Source organism: Acinetobacter sp. YH12205 (assembly GCF_013418125.1).
In the GTDB taxonomy this organism is placed as follows: domain Bacteria; phylum Pseudomonadota; class Gammaproteobacteria; order Pseudomonadales; family Moraxellaceae; genus Acinetobacter; species Acinetobacter towneri.
In genome coordinates this window covers 84,767-103,613 of sequence record NZ_VPCQ01000006.1, presented here as the reverse complement: position 1 = coordinate 103,613, position 18,847 = coordinate 84,767, and the positions used below count along the sequence as shown (strand labels likewise).

The following is an 18,847-nucleotide window of genomic DNA, read 5'->3' as shown; positions in this document are numbered from 1 at the left end:
GAGCATCGCAAAGCTGCGTTGGTCATTTGCTTTGTAACATAAATAGTTAAGTTAGTCAGTTTGGAGTGTGCCAGTCATGGCCTATTATTCTACGAATGATTTCAAGTCAGGCCTTAAGGTTATGCTTGATGGTAACCCATGTTCAATCATGGAAAATGAATATGTAAAGCCAGGTAAAGGTCAAGCGTTTAACCGCGTAAAACTTCGTAACCTTCGTTCTGGTAAAGTTTTAGAAAAAACATTTAAGTCTGGTGATTCACTAGAAGCAGCTGACATTGTAGAAGTAGAAATGGAATACCTCTACAACGATGGCGAAATGTGGAACTTCATGGATCCTGTATCTTTTGAGCAAATTGCTGCTGACAAAACCGCAATGGGCGATGCTGCAAAATGGTTAAAAGATGATTCAAACGAAAAATGTACCATTATGTTGTTTAACGGTGTGCCTTTAACTGTAAACGCACCAAACTTCGTGGTATTAAAAATTGTCGAAACTGATCCGGGTGTACGTGGCGATACTTCTGGTGGTGGCGGTAAACCAGCGAAATTAGAAACAGGTGCAGTGGTACGTGTTCCTTTATTCGTACAGCAAGAAGAAAGCGTTCGTGTAGATACACGTACAGGTGAATACCTAGAACGCGCATAATGATTTATTGATAAATCATAAGTAAAAGAGGGGGATGATTCGCGTCATCCCCCTTTTTTGTTGATTTGATTATGTGGTAAAAGAATAGGTGAAAAGTATAGGAAACTGTTGGTGCTCCATTTAAGTGTACGGTAGCGCACACTATGGATGTAAGGGCAGCAGACATCAAAATAAAAGGAGCAGGATCAACCAAGGATTTAGGAATTAAAGCAAGGGTCTGTAGACATTTCATAAATGGCTTGCGCTGTAGGCTAAAACTGAGCAGATCAGGCATGAAACGCAGGGAATAGCGAGACTATTGCCAAGTTTCATAACGCAATCTGAGAAAGTTTTAGCCACAGCCTTAGCAAAAACAAGCACTGCTTTGTTTGCAGTGCAAGGCGCAGCGAAGGACAAGCATATTTTTTTGCTGCTATTTCGTTATGAGTCAGTCATTTAGAATGACTAAATTTCCTGCCTCATGCCTTATATCAGTTAAAAAATATGCGTAGTCGCAAACATAGACGAAGTGTCTACAGCCCCTAAATCTCGACAATAAAAGTAACACTTAAAAAATGTAACAAGAAGAGAGATTGACATGGAAACAGTTCAACCGAAGTCTGGTCTGACTTCAAAAATTATATGGCTTTTGGTCGCTATATTGGGTGCAGTATCTTTTGGGATATTGGCAGTCAGTAGAGGCGAACACGTCAATGCAGTCTGGTTAGTTTTAGCTGCGGTCTGTGTCTATAGCATTGCATACCGCTTCTACAGTTTATTTATTGCCACCAAAGTATTTGAGTTAAATGAGCGACGCTTAACGCCCGCACATCGTTTGGCTGACGGTTTAGATTATGTGCCCACCAATAAAAGTGTGTTATTTGGTCACCACTTTGCCGCGATTGCAGGTGCAGGCCCTTTAGTTGGGCCTATTCTTGCAGCACAAATGGGTTATTTACCCGGCACGATCTGGCTTTTAGTCGGGGTGGTGTTGGCAGGTGCAGTCCAAGACTTTTTGGTTTTGTTTATTTCTACACGTCGTGATGGGCGTTCTTTGGGAGAAATGGCAAAACAAGAGTTGGGTTCATTTGCTGGTGTGATTGTCATGCTGGGTGCGCTGGGCGTGATGGTGATTATTCTTGCCGTACTCGCTTTGGTTGTCGTGAAAGCTTTAACCAATAGTCCGTGGGGCGTATTTAGTATTGCAGCCACCATCCCAATTGCGATTTTCATGGGCATTTATATGCGTTTTATTCGCCCGGGGAAAATTGCTGAGGTTTCCATTATTGGTTTTGTCCTGATGATGATGGGTATTATTTATGGTGAAAATGTTGCACAGCATCCATTCTGGGGGCCTTTATTTACTTTAAGTGGCACAGAATTAACGTGGTGTTTAATTGCCTACGGTTTTATTGCTTCAGTTTTGCCAGTGTGGTTGTTATTGGCGCCACGTGATTATTTATCGACGTTCTTAAAAATTGGTGTTATAGCGGGTTTGGCTGTCGGGATTGTGTTTGCAATGCCTGAAATGAAGATGCCTGCGGTGACCCATTTTATTGATGGTACAGGGCCAGTATTTGCGGGTTCATTGTTCCCATTCTTATTTATTACCATTGCCTGCGGTGCGATTTCAGGTTTCCACGCCTTAGTGTCTTCAGGTACGACGCCAAAACTAGTCAATAACGAAAAAGACATTCGGATGATTGGTTATGGCGGCATGTTGATGGAGTCTTTCGTGGCAATCATGGCAATGATTTGTGCCACGGTGCTAGACCCAGGCGTGTACTTTGCCATTAATGCACCCACTGCAGTTTTAGGTACAACGGTGGAAAGTGCAGCAGAAGCGGTACGAAATTTAGGCTTTGTAGTGACTCCTGAGGCTTTAACCATTTTGGCAAAAGAAGTCGGTGAAAGCTCGATTCTGTCACGTACGGGTGGTGCGCCAACGTTTGCAATTGGTATGGCACATATCATCACCGAGATTTTTAATAACCGCTCAATGATGGCATTCTGGTATCACTTTGCCATTTTATTTGAAGCCTTATTTATTTTAACTGCAGTAGATGCAGGCACACGTGCTTGCCGTTTTATGGTGCAAGATACTGTAGGTATTGTTATTCCTGCAGTGAAAAACTCACATAACTTCTTTGGTAACTTGCTTGGCACAGCAGTTGCGGTGGCTGGTTGGGGCTTCTTCGTCTATCAAGGCGTGGTCGATCCTTTAGGCGGTATTAATAGCTTATGGCCTCTATTTGGTATTGGTAACCAAATTTTGGCAGCGATGGCGCTCATTTTAGGTACAGTGATTCTGTTTAAAATGAAAAAAGAAAAATATGTTTGGGTGACGATTATCCCTACAGTTTTCTTGTTCATTACTTCAATGACTGCAGGTTGGCAAAAGATTTTCCACGACAATCCCAAAATTGGTTTCTTGGCGCAAGCAGATCGTTTCAATGCTGCAATTCAACGCAATGAAATTTTAGCACCTGCAAAAACAGTGACTGAAATGCAAACCATTGTCATGTCCAATCAAATTAATGCCGTGTTATGTGGTTTCTTTATGATTGTGGCATTTGTGATGTTGTTCGCTGCCATTGGGGTGATTCGTCGTGCCTTGGCAAGTCCAACACCAACTGTACATGAAGCTGAAGCGATTTATCGTGATCCTGAAACGATTCAGCCGAATAGTGGTCATTAGGAGTGAGCACATGATTAAGCTTAAATTTGCCCAACAGAGTAAAACGGTGATTTACAACATCATTAAAATGACCATCATGTCGCAAAAGGATTTGATTCTGAATCCGAAAAACTGGTCGCGTATCGCTACTTTATGGCAGCGTTTGCAACAAAGTTTTCGTTTAATGGTCGGTGTACCCGATTATCAGAATTATTTGGAACACATGCGTAAGCATCATCCAGATTTAGAAGCCATGGATCCGAAGACTTTTTATCGCTACTGTGTCGATGCGCGTTATCCATCGGCAAAAGGTGGTTTGAAAAAGTGTCCGTGTTAATCCCGTATCACGATGGAAACGTATAGAGATACGAGCTGTTTAAAACTTACTTTTTTAGGCAGTTTAGAATATCTCGAGGATTTCTTTGGAAATTTAGCAAAACGGTGTATGTTTAAACATGCGCCGTTTTTTATTGGGGATAAGGGGATTTACTGTGATTTGGGGTACAGAAAAAGTTCAAAAACAACAACTGACGCAAGCGCAGCAACAGCTCAATGCACAGATTGAATCTTATGCTGGAAAAATTCAGGCTTTTTTGACTGAAATTAATACCATTATTTTAGATAAAGAACAGCAGACCAAATTGGCGTTAAGTTGTTTGTTGGCGGGCGGGCATGTGCTTTTTGAAGATTTACCCGGATTAGGTAAAACGACTTTATCGAGTGCCTTATCGCACTTGGCGGGTCTGCAATTTCAGCGTATTCAGTTTACCAATGACATGCTGGCCAGTGATGTGATTGGCGTGAATATGTTTAATCAAAAAGAACATCAATTTGAGTTTAAGCAAGGCCCTATTTTTACCCAAATTTTATTGGCAGATGAAATTAACCGTTGTTCGCCTAAAACCCAAAGTGCCTTGTTGGAAGCGATGGAAGAAGGCGCGGTTACGGTGGATGGTGTGCGTTATAGCTTGCCGCAACCTTTTTGGGTGATTGCCACACAAAATCCACTGTTTCAAAGTGGTACTTATGCGCTGCCAGAATCACAGCTTGATCGTTTTTTAATGCGTCTGTCTTTGGGTTATCCATCGCGTTTTGCTGAAAAAATGTTGCTGCAACAAAACTCCAGACATGCGCTGATTGCCAGTTTGGCCCATATTTTTACTGAAACAGAAATTTTAAATTTACAGCAATTGGTCACGGAAATTTATGTGTCAGATACCGCGCTAGATTACTTACTCGACTTAGCCACAGAAACCCGTAAAGCGCGTCACGGATTATCTACCCGTGGTGTTTTGGCATTGAAAAAAGCAGCACAAGCACATGCTCTAATTGAGCAACGTAGTTTTGTCACTGCCGATGATATTCAAGCGGTATTTGTGGCAGTTGCTGCACATCGTATTGGATTGAGTGAGGCAGAAACTTTGTATGTGATGCAACAGGTTAAAGTGAGTTAGTACACGCATGTTTAAGCAGGCATGGCAAAACTGGATCAAGACACGTTTTAAATTTGATCGACACAAGGCCTTAAAACAAAAAGATATTTTGGTTTTTATTTACCAACAGGGCTATCTGTATTTAGTGCTGATTTTGATCACGTTTATTGCAGGCGTGAATTATGGCAATAACCTGATTTTAGGCTTTTGCTTTTTGATCAGTGCCATTTTATGTATCAGCTTTTATTTGACCTTTAAGCAGTTGCATGAATTAGAGATAGAAATTGTGACTACTGAAGTTGGGCAAGTGGGCGAAGTATTGCAATTACAATTGCATTTCAAACAAGAGGTCGCGCAGGCACGCTATTTATGGATTAAAGCCAATCATCAATTAGAAAAGGTTCTTATTCAAGACACCCAGCAGCAGTATGTATTGACATTTTTTGCGGAGCAACGTGGGCAGTTTAATTTCCCTCATTTACACATTTATTCGGTTTATCCTTTTGGCTTGGTACGTGCGTGGACTTATTTGAATTTGACACGTACCGCGTGGGTTGCGCCCAAAGCCGCCATGTATAGCGCAGAGAATAAACAGCATCAACACAGCTTTCAACCTGATTTAGACGAGTTTCGTGAGCTGCGTGATTTTCAATTGGGCGATTCTTTGCAAGCTGTGTCGTGGAAGCAAGCGGCACGAGGGCAAGGCTTATATGTCAAAGTTTTTGAACAATATCAGGATCAACAGAGTATCGACATTCACTATGAACACATGCCTGCACCGACCCACGAAGAAAAATTAAGTTTGATGATGGGTTTGGCCGAGCAATGTGAACAACAACAGTTGAATTATGCGATGTTTTTGCCACATGCGACCCTTGAAAAAGGCGTAGGTGAGCGGCAGTTGAAACAGGCAAAAATTCTTTTGGCACAGGCTTGATGATCATGCACAATTCGATTCAGCAATCTATTCTGCTTAGCCTGATCTTAATTTTGGCTGCTCACATGCTGTTTAGCCCTGTGGCATTGAGTGTCATTTTCGGACTCATGTTGTTGCTGTTGTATCTTCACTATAAAAACAAGACAGCGCGTATTTCTAAAGTTTGGACTTATGGATTGACCTGTTGTGCCTTAGCCAGCATTTATTTGAGTTATAAAAGCCTGATTGGTGTAGAGGCAGGGGTTGCCTTATTAAGCACCTTTTTGTTTGCCAAAGCTTTAGAAAGTCATACTCAGCGCGACCTGATTATTTTATTTAATTTTGCGCTTTTTGTGAGCGCCAGTTCATTTTTATACAGCCAAAGCATGTGGATGACCGTGTTGGTCATTCTATGTTTAATCAGTTGTTTAATTGGGTTATATCGGATTCAAAAAAGTGCATTTTCAGATTATGCGTCGCGTCATTCGAGCAGCCAAGATGCAAAGCATGACCTTAAAAATGTCGCCAAGTTTATCGCATACGCTTTGCCATTCTTTTTATTATTGTTTTTATTCTTTCCACGTTTACCGCCATTGTGGCATGTACCTATTCCTGATGCCAAAGGCGTGACAGGTATTAGTGACACGATGTCACCAGGCGATATTGCCGAATTATCACAATCTTCTGCTTTGGCATTTCGTATTGTGGGGAATATGCAGCAACTGCCGCCACGTTCAAAACTATATTGGCGGGCGATGGTACTGGATCAATATGATGGTCGCACATGGACAAGCAATTTTAGCAATCAACAACCCGTTCAGGCAGCACAATTACAGCCAGAGCAAGTCGATTTTCAGTATCAATATATTGCAGCAGACCCACGTGCACAGTGGATTATGGCGCTGGAAAAATCTGTACCGAATCAACACGGTTATGTATTACGCCGTGATTGGAGTATGGTGCCACAGCGTCAAAATGGTCGGATTCAACCGATTGCTTTGCAGTGGGTTGGGGAATCCGCACGTATTCAAGGGGATGATGCACAGAACGAGCGTTATCGACGCTTTAGCCAGCGTTTAAATGTTCAGGTACAGACGCAATCTGACCCAAAAGCTCAGCAATTTGCCCTGCAGATGTTTGCTCAAAGTCAGCAACAACCTGAACGCTACGTGCAGAATGTATTGCAGTGGTATCGCAATAATGGCTTTAGTTATACCTTAAAACCTGGAATGCTCGGACAAAACCGAGTCGATGAATTCTTGTTTCAGAGTAAGCAAGGTTTTTGTGAACATTATGCCTCAAGTTTTGCCTTATTGATGCGTTATGTCGGGATTCCAGCGCGTGTAGTCGTGGGCTATCAGGGTGGGGAACTTGCACCCGATGGACAAAGCTGGGAAGTACGACAGCAAGATGCACATGCTTGGACAGAAGTGTTGCTCAATCAACAATGGGTACGCATAGACCCGACAGCCATCATTGCACCTCAACGTATAGATGATGGTATGCAAAACCTAATGGCAGATGATCGGGCCGTTTTGGGTGCTGACACACAAATGTGGCAATACCAACATTCTAATTTTATTCGTTCTTTACGGGTGTGGAGTGATTATGCAAGTTATCAATGGCAAAGCAAGGTCGTGGGTTATGATGCCGAGTCACAGCGTCACTGGTTTGGACGCTTAGGGCTGCACTCAAACTATGCTTTGGCAGCGGTGTTGGTTTCAAGTATTCTCATGATCTTAGCAGGGTATTTTGGCTGGATTTTTTGGAAAAAACGTCAGCAAGGTTCTCGCATAAATCGTACCTTAGACAAATTTTCTAAAAGATTGCCCGCTCAGTTGCAAAAACAGGATGCAGAAACAGTGAGTGTGTGGATGCAGCGTTTAGCAGCGCAGGTAGATGCAAATGAACAAGAGGCATTTAAGCGTTTAGGCGTGTGCTATCAACAATATTCTTATGCGCCTGAACATGACCGTGTTTCAGAGCAGGTGTTTTTTGATTTGCTTAAAACTTGCTCGGATGTGTTGAAAAAACACAGAAAGGACTTGTCTTAAAAATCAAAACTGAATATGATGCGAAGCACTTTAGGCGTATAGCTCAGTTGGTTAGAGCGCTACGTTGACATCGTAGAGGTCTCCAGTTCGAGTCTGGATATGCCTACCAATACATTAAAATTATATGTTGTTACATAACTTCATATAAGTAATAAAGCTCTGAATTATAACGATTTAGGGCTTTTTTATTGCTTTTCTTAAAGATACATAAATTCGCTTATAGTTTAAAAATATGTACACAGTGGTGTACACATGTAAGTTTTCGGCTTATTTTGCACTAATTGGTTTTTATTTTGCACTAGAGCTTTGAAGCCTCTTTCCACATTTCATTTGTGCACTGATTCGTGAGCGAGAACATGGCACCATTAAGCATTTAACGGTTATGCTAGTCACGGTTTTTGAAATTATGCTGGCAAAGGTTTTATCGATGAGCCTTGTGGTGCTTTTAGCAGCTTTTTTAGGCTTAAAAGTAGTGGTGCAGGGGGCATTACAGGTACCCATAGAAGGAAGTTTGCTGTTATTTTTCTTTGGAGCCTTGCTGACCTTATTTGCAACAACCTCAATGGGTATATATATGGCAACCGTGTCTAAATCGATGCCGCAATTCGGTTTGCTGATGATGCTTATTCTGATTCCCTTGCAAATGTTGTCTGGGGCAAGTACACCACGAGAAAGCATGCCAGAAATTATTCAAAATATCATGTTGATTGCAACGACAATGCATTTTGTAACATTGGCGCAAGCAATTTTATACCGAAATGCAGGATTGGATGTGGTCTGGCCTTCCTTTCTATGGTTAATCGCAATTGCAACAACATTTTTCTATGTATCTTGGAAACGTTTTAAAAATACCATTCATACAATGGCTTAATGTAATAGATTGAGTTTGATCGCTGAAGCACAAATTTTGACTGGGGCGTATTAAGAGTTACACTGCGCATAATTTTTGCTAATATGTATGAAAATTGTTCAATAAAAGTAAATGACATGAAACACATTCTTGTGCCAGTTTTGGTGGTGTTGGTCGTTTTATTAGGTTATCTCGTTTACTTGGAAGAGGAAACGCGAAAGCAGGCAGAACTGAACCGAGTTTTGACTGAATCTGCAAATTTATCGCTAGAAAAAACAGAAGCGGCTACACCACAGATTTTGCAAGTCACAGAATAAGCGTAGAAATTTCTAACATAATGTGTGGTAATTGCTTTATTCATCACACTTTTGTGTGCTTCACTTTATCGTAAAATTTTATCTTTAATTCAAAAAACTAGAATTTTTAAAAAATCCCTATGGTATAATTTGCCAATTGAAACTGCTTCATCACAACTCAAAGGCATTACTTTTGAGAGTGACTGAAGTAAAAAAAAGATGAACAAAGCTGCATAAAATTTATGCGGCTTTTTTATTTAGCATTCCGAATTTTTGATTTTGATAAAATCAAATGCTTGATTGTGAATTAAGTTTATCTTTTTCATGTAATTTTACATGCTCATTGGGCAAATCCATTGCCGCAACTGACACAGGCTTTTAAGTGCTGACTTAAAATTGCGTCATGCTGCAAATTCAGTTTATTTACAGGGGCTAGGTCATGACGACTCCTAATCCATCCTCAGCGGGAATGCTTGAGCGCTTATTCAAATTAAGCGAAAACAAGACCACATTCCGTACCGAGATTTTGGCGGGTGTAACCACATTCTTAACCATGTGTTACATCATTATTGTCAATCCGATGATTTTATCTGAAACAGGAATGGATCATGGAGCTGTCTTTGTCGCCACCTGTTTAGCCGCAGCTATTGGCTGCTTGGTGATGGGAATTGTTGCCAATTACCCAATCGCACTCGCACCAGGCATGGGGCTAAACGCCTATTTCACTTACTCGGTTTGTTTAGGCATGGGTGTGCCTTGGCAAACGGCTTTGGCTGCAGTTTTTGTATCAGGGATTATTTTCATTGCCATTAGCATGTTTAAAATCCGTGAAGCCATTGTTAATGCCATTCCCATGTCATTAAAACTAGCCATTGGCGGTGGTATTGGTTTATTCCTAGCTTTAATCGCCCTAAAAAATGCAGGTGTTATTGTTGATAATCCTGCGACTTTGGTGGGCTTGGGTGACTTAAAACAACCATCAGTACTGTTAGCGCTACTTGGCTTTTTAATGGTTGTAGTAATGCATCACTTTAAAGTACGTGGTGCAATTATCATCAGTATTTTGGTGCTGACTGCTATTTCAACAGCTTTAGGTTTAAGCGAATTTAAAGGTGTGGTTGGTGAAATTCCATCTATTGCACCTACTTTTATGCAAATGGACTTTGAAGGTCTATTTACAGCAAGTTTAATTGGCGTAATTTTCGTATTTTTCTTAGTCGATTTATTCGACTCTACAGGTACTTTAGTGGGTGTTTCACACCGTGCAGGCTTGTTGCAAGATGGTAAATTACCCCGTTTGAAAAAAGCACTTTTTGCCGATTCTTCTGCAATTGTTGCAGGTGCGGCATTGGGTACATCTTCAACAACGCCGTATATTGAATCATCTGCAGGTGTTGCAGCGGGTGGTCGTACAGGCTTAACCGCAGTGATTGTTGGCTTGTTGTTTATTGCCTGTTTGTTCTTGGCACCACTTGCGCAATCGGTACCAGGTTTTGCGACTGCACCTGCCTTGTTATTTGTGGGTGTGTTGATGATTCAAGGCATTGTGCATATTGATTGGGATGACATCACCGAAGCCGTGCCTGCATTCTTAACAGTCGTGTTCATGCCATTTACTTATTCTATTGCCGATGGCATCGCTATGGGCTTTATTAGCTATGCGCTGATTAAACTACTCACTGGCAAAGCCAAGTCTGTACCTTATATGGTGTGGATTATTGCTGCACTTTGGGCATTAAAATTTGCCATGTTTGGCGGTTAATATTCTTAAACTGAAAAGGGGTGTAAACTCAGTTTGCACCCTTTTTATTTTGATCAATTTTTTAATATTCTCCCATAAAATAGCAAAAAGGACAGAACATGAATCAACTTGAGCTAATCTGTGCATTACCTAAAGCAGAATTGCATGTGCATATTGAAGGTACTTTTGAACCTGAATTGATGTTTGCCATTGCGCAGCGCAACCAAATAGACATCCCTTATCAGTCCGTAGAAGAAGTCAAACAAGCATATAACTTTCATAACTTGCAGTCTTTTTTAGATATTTATTATGCAGGCGCACAAGTGTTGGTGCATGAGCAAGATTTTTACGATTTGGCTTGGGCATATTTTGAAAAATGTGTTGAAGACCGTGTGGTACATACCGAAATGTTTTTTGATCCGCAAACCCATACCGAGCGTGGTGTGGCATTTGCAACCGTGATTAATGGCTTACAACGTGCTTGTGATGATGCGCAAACAAAATTAGGCATCAGTTCAAATTTAATTATGTGTTTCTTGCGTCATTTAAGCGAAGATGCAGCATTTGCCACACTTGAACAGGCTTTGCCTTATAAAGATCAAATTATCGCAGTGGGTTTGGACTCAAGCGAAGTTGGACATCCACCTTCAAAGTTTGAACGTGTCTTTGCCAAAGCACGTGAAGCAGGCTTTTTAGTCGTGGCACATGCAGGCGAAGAAGGGCCAGCCGAATATGTTTGGGAAGCATTAGATTTACTGAAAGTAAACCGTATTGATCATGGTGTGCGTTCTGAAGAAGATCCTGTATTAATGCAACGTCTAATTGCAGAGAAAATGCCGCTCACGGTCTGTCCATTGAGTAATTTAAAGCTATGCGTAGTGGATGATATGGCACAGCACAACATCCGCCGTTTATTGCAGCAGGGTGTTAAAGTGACAGTTAATTCAGATGATCCATCTTATTTTGGTGGTTATATGAATGATAACTTTGTTGCTATTAGCCAAGCTTTAGATTTAAGCAATGCTGAATTAAAACAATTGGCGGTTAATTCTTTTGAAGCTTCATTTATTTCGGCTGAAGAAAAGCAAAAATGGATTGAGCAAATTCAAGCATTGGGATGAGTTAAACTGAATTTAGATTAGCTTAGACTACAAAAAAGCAGCTTAATTTAAGCTGCTTTTTTGTGGGAGAACGATTTGAATCGCTTTAAACTCAAGCTTTAAAAATTATTTACCTTGTTGCGTCATACTACGCAATACATCGTCTTTATCTATAAAGTGATGTTTAAGTGCTGCAAGCATATGCCCAACCACCATTGCCCCTGCAAACCATGACAAATAAGTATGCACAGGTTTAACAATTGCTAATAGTTCGGGGTTCTTATCCACCAAGGCTGGAATTTCAAATAAATACAACACAGGCACAGGTTTACCCACGCTCCAGCTAAACAAACAGTCCGTGATTGGAATCGCAATCAGCATAAAATACAGACCTAGATGTCCTAAATGCGCTAGTGTTTTCATCAACGGTGACATGCTGTCAGGCAGTTGTGGCGCAGGGTGGGTGTAACGCCAAAATAAGCGAATCACCAATAAAAATAATCGCCATGAGCCAATGTAAAACTTGTGCGGTACGGGTGTAATATGAATGAGAACTGTTCATGTTATGTTTCAGGCGAATAGTGTGCTTGCATGCTAAACAACAGCATGTAGCGAAAAAAGTATCCACCTGCAACGGAGTGTTGAAAATCTGCAACGCTGCAAAAAAAATAGCGTTCTTGAGGGGGCTGTTGATATTTCATAAATAGTTTGCGCTGTAGGCTAAAACTGAGCAGATCAGGCATGAAACGCAGGGAATAGCGAGACTATTGCCAAGTTTCATAACGCAATCTGAGAAAGTTTTAGCCACAGCCTTTCAGGACAAGCATATTTTTTGCTGCTATTGCGTTATGAGTCAGTCATTTAGAATGACTAAATTTCCTACCTCATGCCTTATATCAGCTAAAAAATATGCGTTGTCGCAAACATAGAAAAATTGTCAACAGCCCCTAGCCTTAAGCCTAAGCACATGAATGTAGAAATTGCAAAAAGCTATTCCTTCGTCAAACAAGTTTAGGCACAATAGCGGCATTGTTTCACTCAAATGACTTGAATATTAAATACAGGAAATATCCATGAAAAAACTACTCGCTGTATTGGCACCTATCGCTTTGGTTTTATCTGCATGTACCACCACTACAGGTACTACTACAGGAACGACAACTGCACCGACAGCAACTCAACAATTGGGTATGGCGGCGATTAAAATTGCAATTAATGCCAAGTGTGTGACTGAATTAAACAACATTCCTGCATGGCACACTGCGACACGTGTTATGACACCAACGCAAAAGCAAAATGTTCAAGCGGAAATTTGTGGTTGTGTTAGTGAAAAAGCACCACAAAATGTGACTGCAGTAGATTTAGCCACTGCAGCAATTGACCCTGCTGCACGTGCAACCATTGTGAGCAATGCAGTATCTCGAACCATTAATGCATGTGTGGCAGAAGCAGTAAGATAAGTTTTACCGATTCTGTAAAATTAAAAATGGTGCGTTGTGACTCGCATCGTAAGATAGGCTGAAGATTTCAGCCTATTTTTTCTGGAAAAAGATGATGAAAATTGCAGGTGTAGATGAAGCAGGGCGTGGGCCTTTAGTGGGTTCTGTTGTCGCTGCGGCAGTTATTTTAGATCCGAATAACCCGATTGAAGGTTTAAATGATTCTAAAAAACTGACAGAAAAAAAGCGTGAAAAGTTATTTGTTGAAATTCAGGAAAAGGCTTTGGCTTGGGCAATTGCAGAAGCATCTGCAGCCGAAATTGATGAACTGAATATTTTGCAAGCATCGTTATTGGCGATGCGTCGTGCGGTGGAAGCCTTATCTATTCAACCTGAGCATGTCTTAGTCGATGGCAATAAAATTCCGCAGGGTTTAGCGATGTCTTGTGATGCCGTTGTTGGGGGAGATGCATTACATGCAGAGATTTCGGCAGCCAGTATTTTAGCTAAAGTGGCGCGTGACCGTGAAATGGTATTGCTTGATCAAGCATTTCCACAATTTGGTTTTGCCAAACATAAAGGTTATCCAACCAAAGCACATTTTGAAGCCATTGCACAGCATGGCGTGATTGCGGCACATCGACGTAGTTTTGCACCTGTGCGTAAAGCTTTAGAATTAATGGAAAACTCACAGTAATTTTCATGCAAAACTTGTGCTGAGTTGCCTGTAAAATAGTCTTTACATGCTTCGAATCAGCGAGCAACTCTGAAATGATGCGAGTTTTTAAAAAGCATTCAGCAGAAAAATTTAAAGCGGCAAATGAGCCGCTTTATATTCAATTACCTTAATCGTTTAACGATTAAAGTCATTTTGCGAGTAGTTATCTTCTTCAAATGAAGGTTGATAATCTTGATCTAAATGTTGCAAATGCTCATGCATGGCACGCTCGTGTTGAATACGTTGATAGATTTCTTCACGATGAACCGATACTTCTTTCGGGGCATTTACACCAATACGAACTTGGTTACCTTTGACACCAAGCACAGTCACGCTGACTTGGTCCCCAATCATTAATGTTTCTCCGACACGTCGGGTCAGAATCAGCATGTTTATCTCCTTGCAAAATGCTAAACCTGCATTGATTTTTAAAGCAATTTAAAAGTCACAACCAAATAAAAACCAGTAAATTTTAACGGAACGTATCATTATTTATTTTATAAGATACAGCGCTGCCAAAATTTATGAAAGCATATTGCTCAATATAACAGAGCCACTATAAAAAAAACTATAGTGGCTCTATTTTTTTGTACTTTTTCGCAAAATTTGTCAGACAATTACATTTTCTGACAGGGGCGTATTAAGCGCGTGCGCTAGACTCACCGCTTTCACGATCTAGACCAAATACAGTGTGTAAAGTACGTACTGCAAGCTCTAAATAGTTTTCTTCAATAATGACTGAAATTTTAATTTCAGAAGTAGAAATCATGAGAATGTTAATGCCTTCATCTGCAAGGGCAGTAAACATTTTGCTTGCAACACCTGCATGTGAACGCATACCTACACCAACGATAGATACTTTCACGATGTCACCACGTGTAGCGACTTCACGTGCACCAATTTCTTTGGCAGTTGCTTCAAGAATTGATTTTGCTTTGGCAAGTTCGCCACGGTTTACAGTAAAAGTAAAGTCGGTAGTACCATCTTCTTCTACGTTTTGGATGATCATGTCAACTTCAACATTGGCAGCGCCAATAGGTGACAAGATTTTAGATGCAATACCTGGCTCATCAGGCACACCTAAAATAGTTAATTTTGCTTCGTCACGGTTAAACGCGATACCTGAGATGATAGGTTGTTCCATGTTGTCTTCCAATTCAGTAGTAATGAGTGTGCCGACATTTTGTTTAAAATCTTCGTCGAATGCGCCATCATTGTCATTATCAAAACTTGATAATACACGTAAAGGTACTTGGTATTTACCTGCAAATTCAACCGCACGAATTTGCAATACTTTAGAACCTAAAGAAGCCATTTCTAGCATTTCTTCAAAAGAAATACGATCTACTTTTTTGGCTTTTGGTGCAACGCGTGGGTCTGTGGTGTAAACGCCATCTACGTCAGTATAAATTTGGCATTCATCGGCTTTCAATGCAGCAGCAAGCGCAACGCCAGAAGTATCAGAACCACCACGACCTAAAGTAGTGGTGTTACCTTCAGCATCAAAACCTTGGAAACCAGCAACCACAATCACACGGCCTGCGTCTAGGTTTTCAGTTAACACGTCAGTATTAATCGCTTCAATACGTGCTTTGGTAAATGCGCTGTCAGTTTGAATACCAACTTGGCGACCAGTTAGTGATTTTGCCGCAACGCCAATAGAATTCAGCGCCATCGCTAACATCGAAATCGTCACCTGTTCGCCTGTAGACACCATTTGGTCTAATTCACGCGGATCAGGGGTTTCGGTAATGGCTTTCGCGAGAGCGAGTAGGCGATTGGTTTCGCCACTCATGGCAGAAACGACAACCACTACTTTGTGGCCATGATCATGCCAGCGCTTCACACGACGAGCAACATTTAAAATGCGCTCGGGAGTACCCATTGAGGTACCGCCATATTTTTGAACGATTAGTGCCATAGTTGTTCCATATAAGCCATGACCCTGAATTTACCTGCTCAGGGTCAGTTACACAAAAAGTGAGATTATTTTGCCGCAAGCCAAGCAGTTAAACCTGCCATCACCGTTGCAAAGTTCTCGTTAAGTGGCGCGCCACCTTGTGCCAAATCAGGTTTACCACCACCTTTACCACCTAGTTCTGTAGCCAAGTGTTTGATGATGTCTCCTGCTTTAATCGTAGCAGTAAAGTCTGGTGCAACAGAAGCGATTAAGCTGACTTTATCGCCTTCTACACCTGCAAGTACAATCACTGCTTGGTCGAGTTTGGATTTTACACCGTCGTGCAAATTACGCAGTGATTTTGCATCCATATTTTGTACAGTGGTAATGAGCGTGGTACGTCCAGCAAGTTCTTGTACTTGACTTAAAAGTTCAGCTGCTTGGAAGTGCGCTAATTTTTGATTGAGCTGTTCAATCTGCTTTTGAAGGCTAGATGCTGTATCGACCAATGTATTCACTTTTTCTAAAGTTTGGTCTTTTTGTGCTTTCAACAAAGCATTGATGCTGTTGATATCGCGTTCAGTTTTTTGAACGGCTTCAACGGCTTTGCTGCCTGTAATTGCTTCAATACGACGTACACCAGCTGCAACACCACCTTCAGAGATGATTTTGAACAGACCAATATCACCTGTACGTTTCACGTGAATACCGCCACAAAGTTCAATGGAGAAGTTTTTATCTTCAATGATTGAACCCATAGAAAGTACGCGAACTTCATCGCCATACTTTTCACCAAATAGCATCATTGCGCCTTTGGCTTTGGCTGCTTCAATATCCAGTAATTCAGTAGAAACTGCGGTATTGGCAATGACTTCTGCATTTACCAAACGCTCAATTTCTTGCAATTGTTCAAATGACACAGGTTGGTCATTGGCAAAGTCAAAACGTAAAATATCAGAAGCAACCAACGAACCTTTTTGCTGTACGTGTGCACCTAAAACTTGACGTAGGGCAGCGTGCAATAAGTGTGTTGCAGAGTGGTTGCGTGCAGTAGCTTCGCGGATGTCTGCTTTTACAATCGCTTCCACCGCTTGCGCAGCTTTTAAACTGCCCATGGTAACAATACCTTGATGAACAAAAGCACCGCCAGATTTTTTGGTGTCTTGAACTTCAAAAATACCTGTTTCGTTTTTGAATAGACCTGTATCACCAATCTGACCACCGCTTTCTGCATAGAACGGGGTTTGATTGAGTACGATTAAAGCTTCATCGCCTTCAACTACTTCATCGACTTGTTCGCCATCTTTATAAATAGCCACAATTTGACCCTGACCAGTCGTTGCGTCATAGCCATCAAATTGAGTTTCACCTTCAACTTTTACAATTGAGTTGTAGTCAACTGCAAATTTACCTGCATCGCGTGCACGTTGACGTTGCGCTGCCATTTCAACTTCAAAGCCTGCTTCGTCAATGGTCAAGTCGCGTTCACGTGCAATATCTGCCGTTAAATCTGTTGGGAAGCCGTAAGTGTCATATAGTTTAAATACCACTTCACCAGGAATGACCGAGCCTTTAAGCTGTGCCAATTCACCCTCAAGCAATTTCAAACCTTGCTCAAGCGTTTTGGCAAATTGTTCTTCTTCTTTTAGAAGTTGCGCTTCAATACGCGCTTGATTTGCTGCAAGTTCAGGATAAGCTTGACCCATTACTTCAATTAAAGGCTGAAGCATTTTGTGGAAGAATGAACCTGTTGCGCCAAGCTTGTTGCCGTGACGTACTGCACGACGAATAATACGACGCAATACATAACCACGACCTTCATTCGATGGATTCACGCCATCGGCAATTAGGAAGCAGCAAGAACGAGCGTGGTCAGCAACTACTTTGAGTGAAGCAGGGTAGTCTACAGGCTTGCCAGTTTGCTGTGCAGTTACTTCAAGAGCAGCCGTGTCTAAACCAATAATCTGTGCTGCATTTTTGAGTAAGTGCTGGAACAGATCAATTTCGTAGTTAGAGTTGACGTGTTGCAATACTGCAGAAATACGCTCCAAGCCCATGCCTGTATCTACAGACGGTGCTGGAAGTGGGTGCAATACGCCATCTGCAGTACGGTTAAACTGCATGAATACGTTGTTCCAGATTTCAATGAAACGGTCGCCATCTTCTTCTAGTGTGCCTGGTAAACCGCCCCAAATATGATCGCCATGATCATAGAAAATTTCAGAACACGGACCGCAAGGACCTGTATCACCCATTGCCCAGAAGTTGTCTGAAGCATATTGGCCGCCTTTGTTATCGCCAATACGGATAATACGAGAAGCATCTAAACCAATTTCTTTGTTCCAGATGTCAAATGCTTCATCATCGGTGTGGTAAACCGTGGCATATAAACGGTCTTTTGGTAGCGCTAACCATTGTTCACTGGTTAAAAATTCCCAAGCAAATTTAATTGCATCACGTTTGAAATAATCACCAAACGAGAAGTTACCTAACATTTCAAAGAAAGTATGGTGACGTGCGGTATAACCCACATTGTCTAAATCGTTATGTTTACCGCCTGCACGCACACATTTTTGTGACGATACAGCACGTACATAATCACGTTTTTCTAACCCAAGGAAACAGTCTTTAAACTGGTTCATACCTGCATTGGTAAATAACAGGGTTGGGTCATTGGCGGGTACTAGAGAACTCGATGCGACACGTGTATGCCCTTGCGATTCAAAGTAACGCAAAAATGCTTCACGAATTTCAGCTGATGTCATAAAACGAGTACTCACAACCAAGTCACTCCATAATTTCCGATTGGGCTAAACGCAAGACAGTCTGACAAAAATAATTCTTTTGCTGTCATGCAGGCTTAAAATTTTAAAAACGCCAAATTATAACGGAAAAAGCCATTATCACCAATCATTTTAGTGTGAATAGATGACAATTCTGACGCAAACTTGGTTGCGATTACGCAGAATAAATCTTTGCAATAGAAGATGATGAACATTTACATTCAAAATAAGCGTTTACTGTAGGTCACGGAGTATGCCGAACTGCCATAAAGTAGAATACAAAATTTAAGAAAACGTAAATGTAAGCTAGAAAGT

General features: G+C 41.2%; 14 protein-coding genes, 1 tRNA gene and 2 pseudogenes. 13 read left to right on the top strand and 4 right to left on the bottom strand.

The window, feature by feature from the left end; genetic code table 11:
- Positions 1-76: 76 nt before the first annotated feature.
- The 11 genes and pseudogenes from efp (at position 77) to FTU92_RS09770 (ending at position 11,713) form a co-directional block, all read left to right on the top strand.
- Positions 77-646, top strand: a complete 570-nt coding sequence (efp, locus tag FTU92_RS09820) for an elongation factor P (RefSeq protein ID WP_004971615.1) — start codon at positions 77-79, stop codon at positions 644-646.
- Between the two features lie 577 nt (positions 647-1,223).
- Complete coding sequence (locus FTU92_RS09815) at positions 1,224-3,323, top strand: carbon starvation CstA family protein (RefSeq protein WP_004971612.1); 2,100 nt, start codon at positions 1,224-1,226, stop codon at positions 3,321-3,323.
- Positions 3,324-3,333: 10 nt separating this feature from the next.
- Positions 3,334-3,639 (top strand): YbdD/YjiX family protein, encoded by a 306-nt coding sequence (locus tag FTU92_RS09810; RefSeq protein ID WP_004971610.1) that lies wholly within the window; start codon positions 3,334-3,336, stop codon positions 3,637-3,639.
- 157 nt (positions 3,640-3,796) lie between these two features.
- Positions 3,797-4,756 (top strand): MoxR family ATPase, encoded by a 960-nt coding sequence (locus FTU92_RS09805; RefSeq protein WP_096901148.1) that lies wholly within the window; start codon positions 3,797-3,799, stop codon positions 4,754-4,756.
- Between the two features lie 7 nt (positions 4,757-4,763).
- The gene (locus tag FTU92_RS09800) at positions 4,764-5,672 is read left to right on the top strand and encodes a DUF58 domain-containing protein (RefSeq protein WP_167845921.1); all 909 of its coding nucleotides are present in this window, start codon (positions 4,764-4,766) and stop codon (positions 5,670-5,672) included.
- A gap of 5 nt (positions 5,673-5,677) precedes the next feature.
- Complete coding sequence (locus FTU92_RS09795) at positions 5,678-7,705, top strand: DUF3488 and transglutaminase-like domain-containing protein (protein ID WP_180096163.1); 2,028 nt, start codon at positions 5,678-5,680, stop codon at positions 7,703-7,705.
- Positions 7,706-7,737: 32 nt separating this feature from the next.
- A tRNA-Val gene (locus FTU92_RS09790) sits at positions 7,738-7,814 on the top strand.
- A 225-nt stretch (positions 7,815-8,039) separates the two neighbouring features.
- Positions 8,040-8,576 (top strand): annotated as a pseudogene (locus FTU92_RS09785) (ABC transporter permease); the annotation flags it as partial.
- Between the two features lie 116 nt (positions 8,577-8,692).
- Positions 8,693-8,872 carry a hypothetical protein gene (locus tag FTU92_RS09780; RefSeq protein WP_004971601.1) on the top strand — a complete coding sequence of 60 codons (180 nt, stop codon included), beginning with the start codon at positions 8,693-8,695 and terminating at the stop codon, positions 8,870-8,872.
- Positions 8,873-9,290: 418 nt separating this feature from the next.
- A complete protein-coding gene (locus tag FTU92_RS09775) occupies positions 9,291-10,613 on the top strand; it encodes an NCS2 family permease (RefSeq protein ID WP_096901065.1) in 1,323 nt (440 codons plus the stop codon).
- Positions 10,614-10,711: 98 nt separating this feature from the next.
- Positions 10,712-11,713, top strand: a complete 1,002-nt coding sequence (locus FTU92_RS09770; protein WP_096901064.1) for an adenosine deaminase — start codon at positions 10,712-10,714, stop codon at positions 11,711-11,713.
- 105 nt (positions 11,714-11,818) lie between these two features.
- Here the strand turns inward: FTU92_RS09770 and FTU92_RS09765 are convergent.
- A pseudogene (locus FTU92_RS09765) lies at positions 11,819-12,254 on the bottom strand (cytochrome b).
- Between the two features lie 511 nt (positions 12,255-12,765).
- Here FTU92_RS09765 and FTU92_RS09760 point away from each other — a divergent pair.
- Together FTU92_RS09760 and rnhB are read left to right on the top strand one after the other, a co-directional pair.
- Positions 12,766-13,152 carry a hypothetical protein gene (locus tag FTU92_RS09760; protein ID WP_004971594.1) on the top strand — a complete coding sequence of 129 codons (387 nt, stop codon included), beginning with the start codon at positions 12,766-12,768 and terminating at the stop codon, positions 13,150-13,152.
- Between the two features lie 94 nt (positions 13,153-13,246).
- A complete protein-coding gene (rnhB, locus tag FTU92_RS09755; RefSeq protein WP_004971591.1) occupies positions 13,247-13,828 on the top strand; it encodes a ribonuclease HII in 582 nt (193 codons plus the stop codon).
- A 156-nt stretch (positions 13,829-13,984) separates the two neighbouring features.
- On the opposite strand, the gene csrA is transcribed toward rnhB, so the two are convergent.
- The 3 genes from csrA to alaS all read right to left on the bottom strand — a co-directional run bounded on the left by csrA (position 13,985) and on the right by alaS (position 18,529).
- Positions 13,985-14,239 carry a carbon storage regulator CsrA gene (gene csrA, locus FTU92_RS09750; protein WP_004971589.1) on the bottom strand — a complete coding sequence of 85 codons (255 nt, stop codon included), beginning with the start codon at positions 14,237-14,239 and terminating at the stop codon, positions 13,985-13,987.
- A 250-nt stretch (positions 14,240-14,489) separates the two neighbouring features.
- Positions 14,490-15,770 (bottom strand): aspartate kinase, encoded by a 1,281-nt coding sequence (locus tag FTU92_RS09745; protein WP_004971586.1) that lies wholly within the window; start codon positions 15,768-15,770, stop codon positions 14,490-14,492.
- Between the two features lie 65 nt (positions 15,771-15,835).
- On the bottom strand, positions 15,836-18,529 hold the full coding sequence (gene alaS, locus FTU92_RS09740) for an alanine--tRNA ligase (protein ID WP_180096161.1): 2,694 nt from the start codon (positions 18,527-18,529) through the stop codon (positions 15,836-15,838).
- Positions 18,530-18,847 lie beyond the last annotated feature (318 nt).

What these genes read in the sequence shown, in the direction of transcription:
- FTU92_RS09810 (WP_004971610.1), top strand. Translation starts at nt 3,334, where the DNA reads ATGATTAAGCTTAAATTTGCCCAACAGAGTAAAACGGTGATTTACAAC.
- rnhB (WP_004971591.1), top strand. Translation starts at nt 13,247, where the DNA reads ATGAAAATTGCAGGTGTAGATGAAGCAGGGCGTGGGCCTTTAGTGGGT.
- FTU92_RS09760 (WP_004971594.1), top strand. Translation starts at nt 12,766, where the DNA reads ATGAAAAAACTACTCGCTGTATTGGCACCTATCGCTTTGGTTTTATCT.
- FTU92_RS09775 (WP_096901065.1), top strand. Translation starts at nt 9,291, where the DNA reads ATGACGACTCCTAATCCATCCTCAGCGGGAATGCTTGAGCGCTTATTC.
- FTU92_RS09800 (WP_167845921.1), top strand. Translation starts at nt 4,764, where the DNA reads ATGTTTAAGCAGGCATGGCAAAACTGGATCAAGACACGTTTTAAATTT.
- FTU92_RS09770 (WP_096901064.1), top strand. Translation starts at nt 10,712, where the DNA reads ATGAATCAACTTGAGCTAATCTGTGCATTACCTAAAGCAGAATTGCAT.
- FTU92_RS09780 (WP_004971601.1), top strand. Translation starts at nt 8,693, where the DNA reads ATGAAACACATTCTTGTGCCAGTTTTGGTGGTGTTGGTCGTTTTATTA.
- FTU92_RS09815 (WP_004971612.1), top strand. Translation starts at nt 1,224, where the DNA reads ATGGAAACAGTTCAACCGAAGTCTGGTCTGACTTCAAAAATTATATGG.
- FTU92_RS09745 (WP_004971586.1), bottom strand. Translation starts at nt 15,770, where the DNA reads ATGGCACTAATCGTTCAAAAATATGGCGGTACCTCAATGGGTACTCCC.
- csrA (WP_004971589.1), bottom strand. Translation starts at nt 14,239, where the DNA reads ATGCTGATTCTGACCCGACGTGTCGGAGAAACATTAATGATTGGGGAC.
- FTU92_RS09795 (WP_180096163.1), top strand. Translation starts at nt 5,678, where the DNA reads ATGCACAATTCGATTCAGCAATCTATTCTGCTTAGCCTGATCTTAATT.
- efp (WP_004971615.1), top strand. Translation starts at nt 77, where the DNA reads ATGGCCTATTATTCTACGAATGATTTCAAGTCAGGCCTTAAGGTTATG.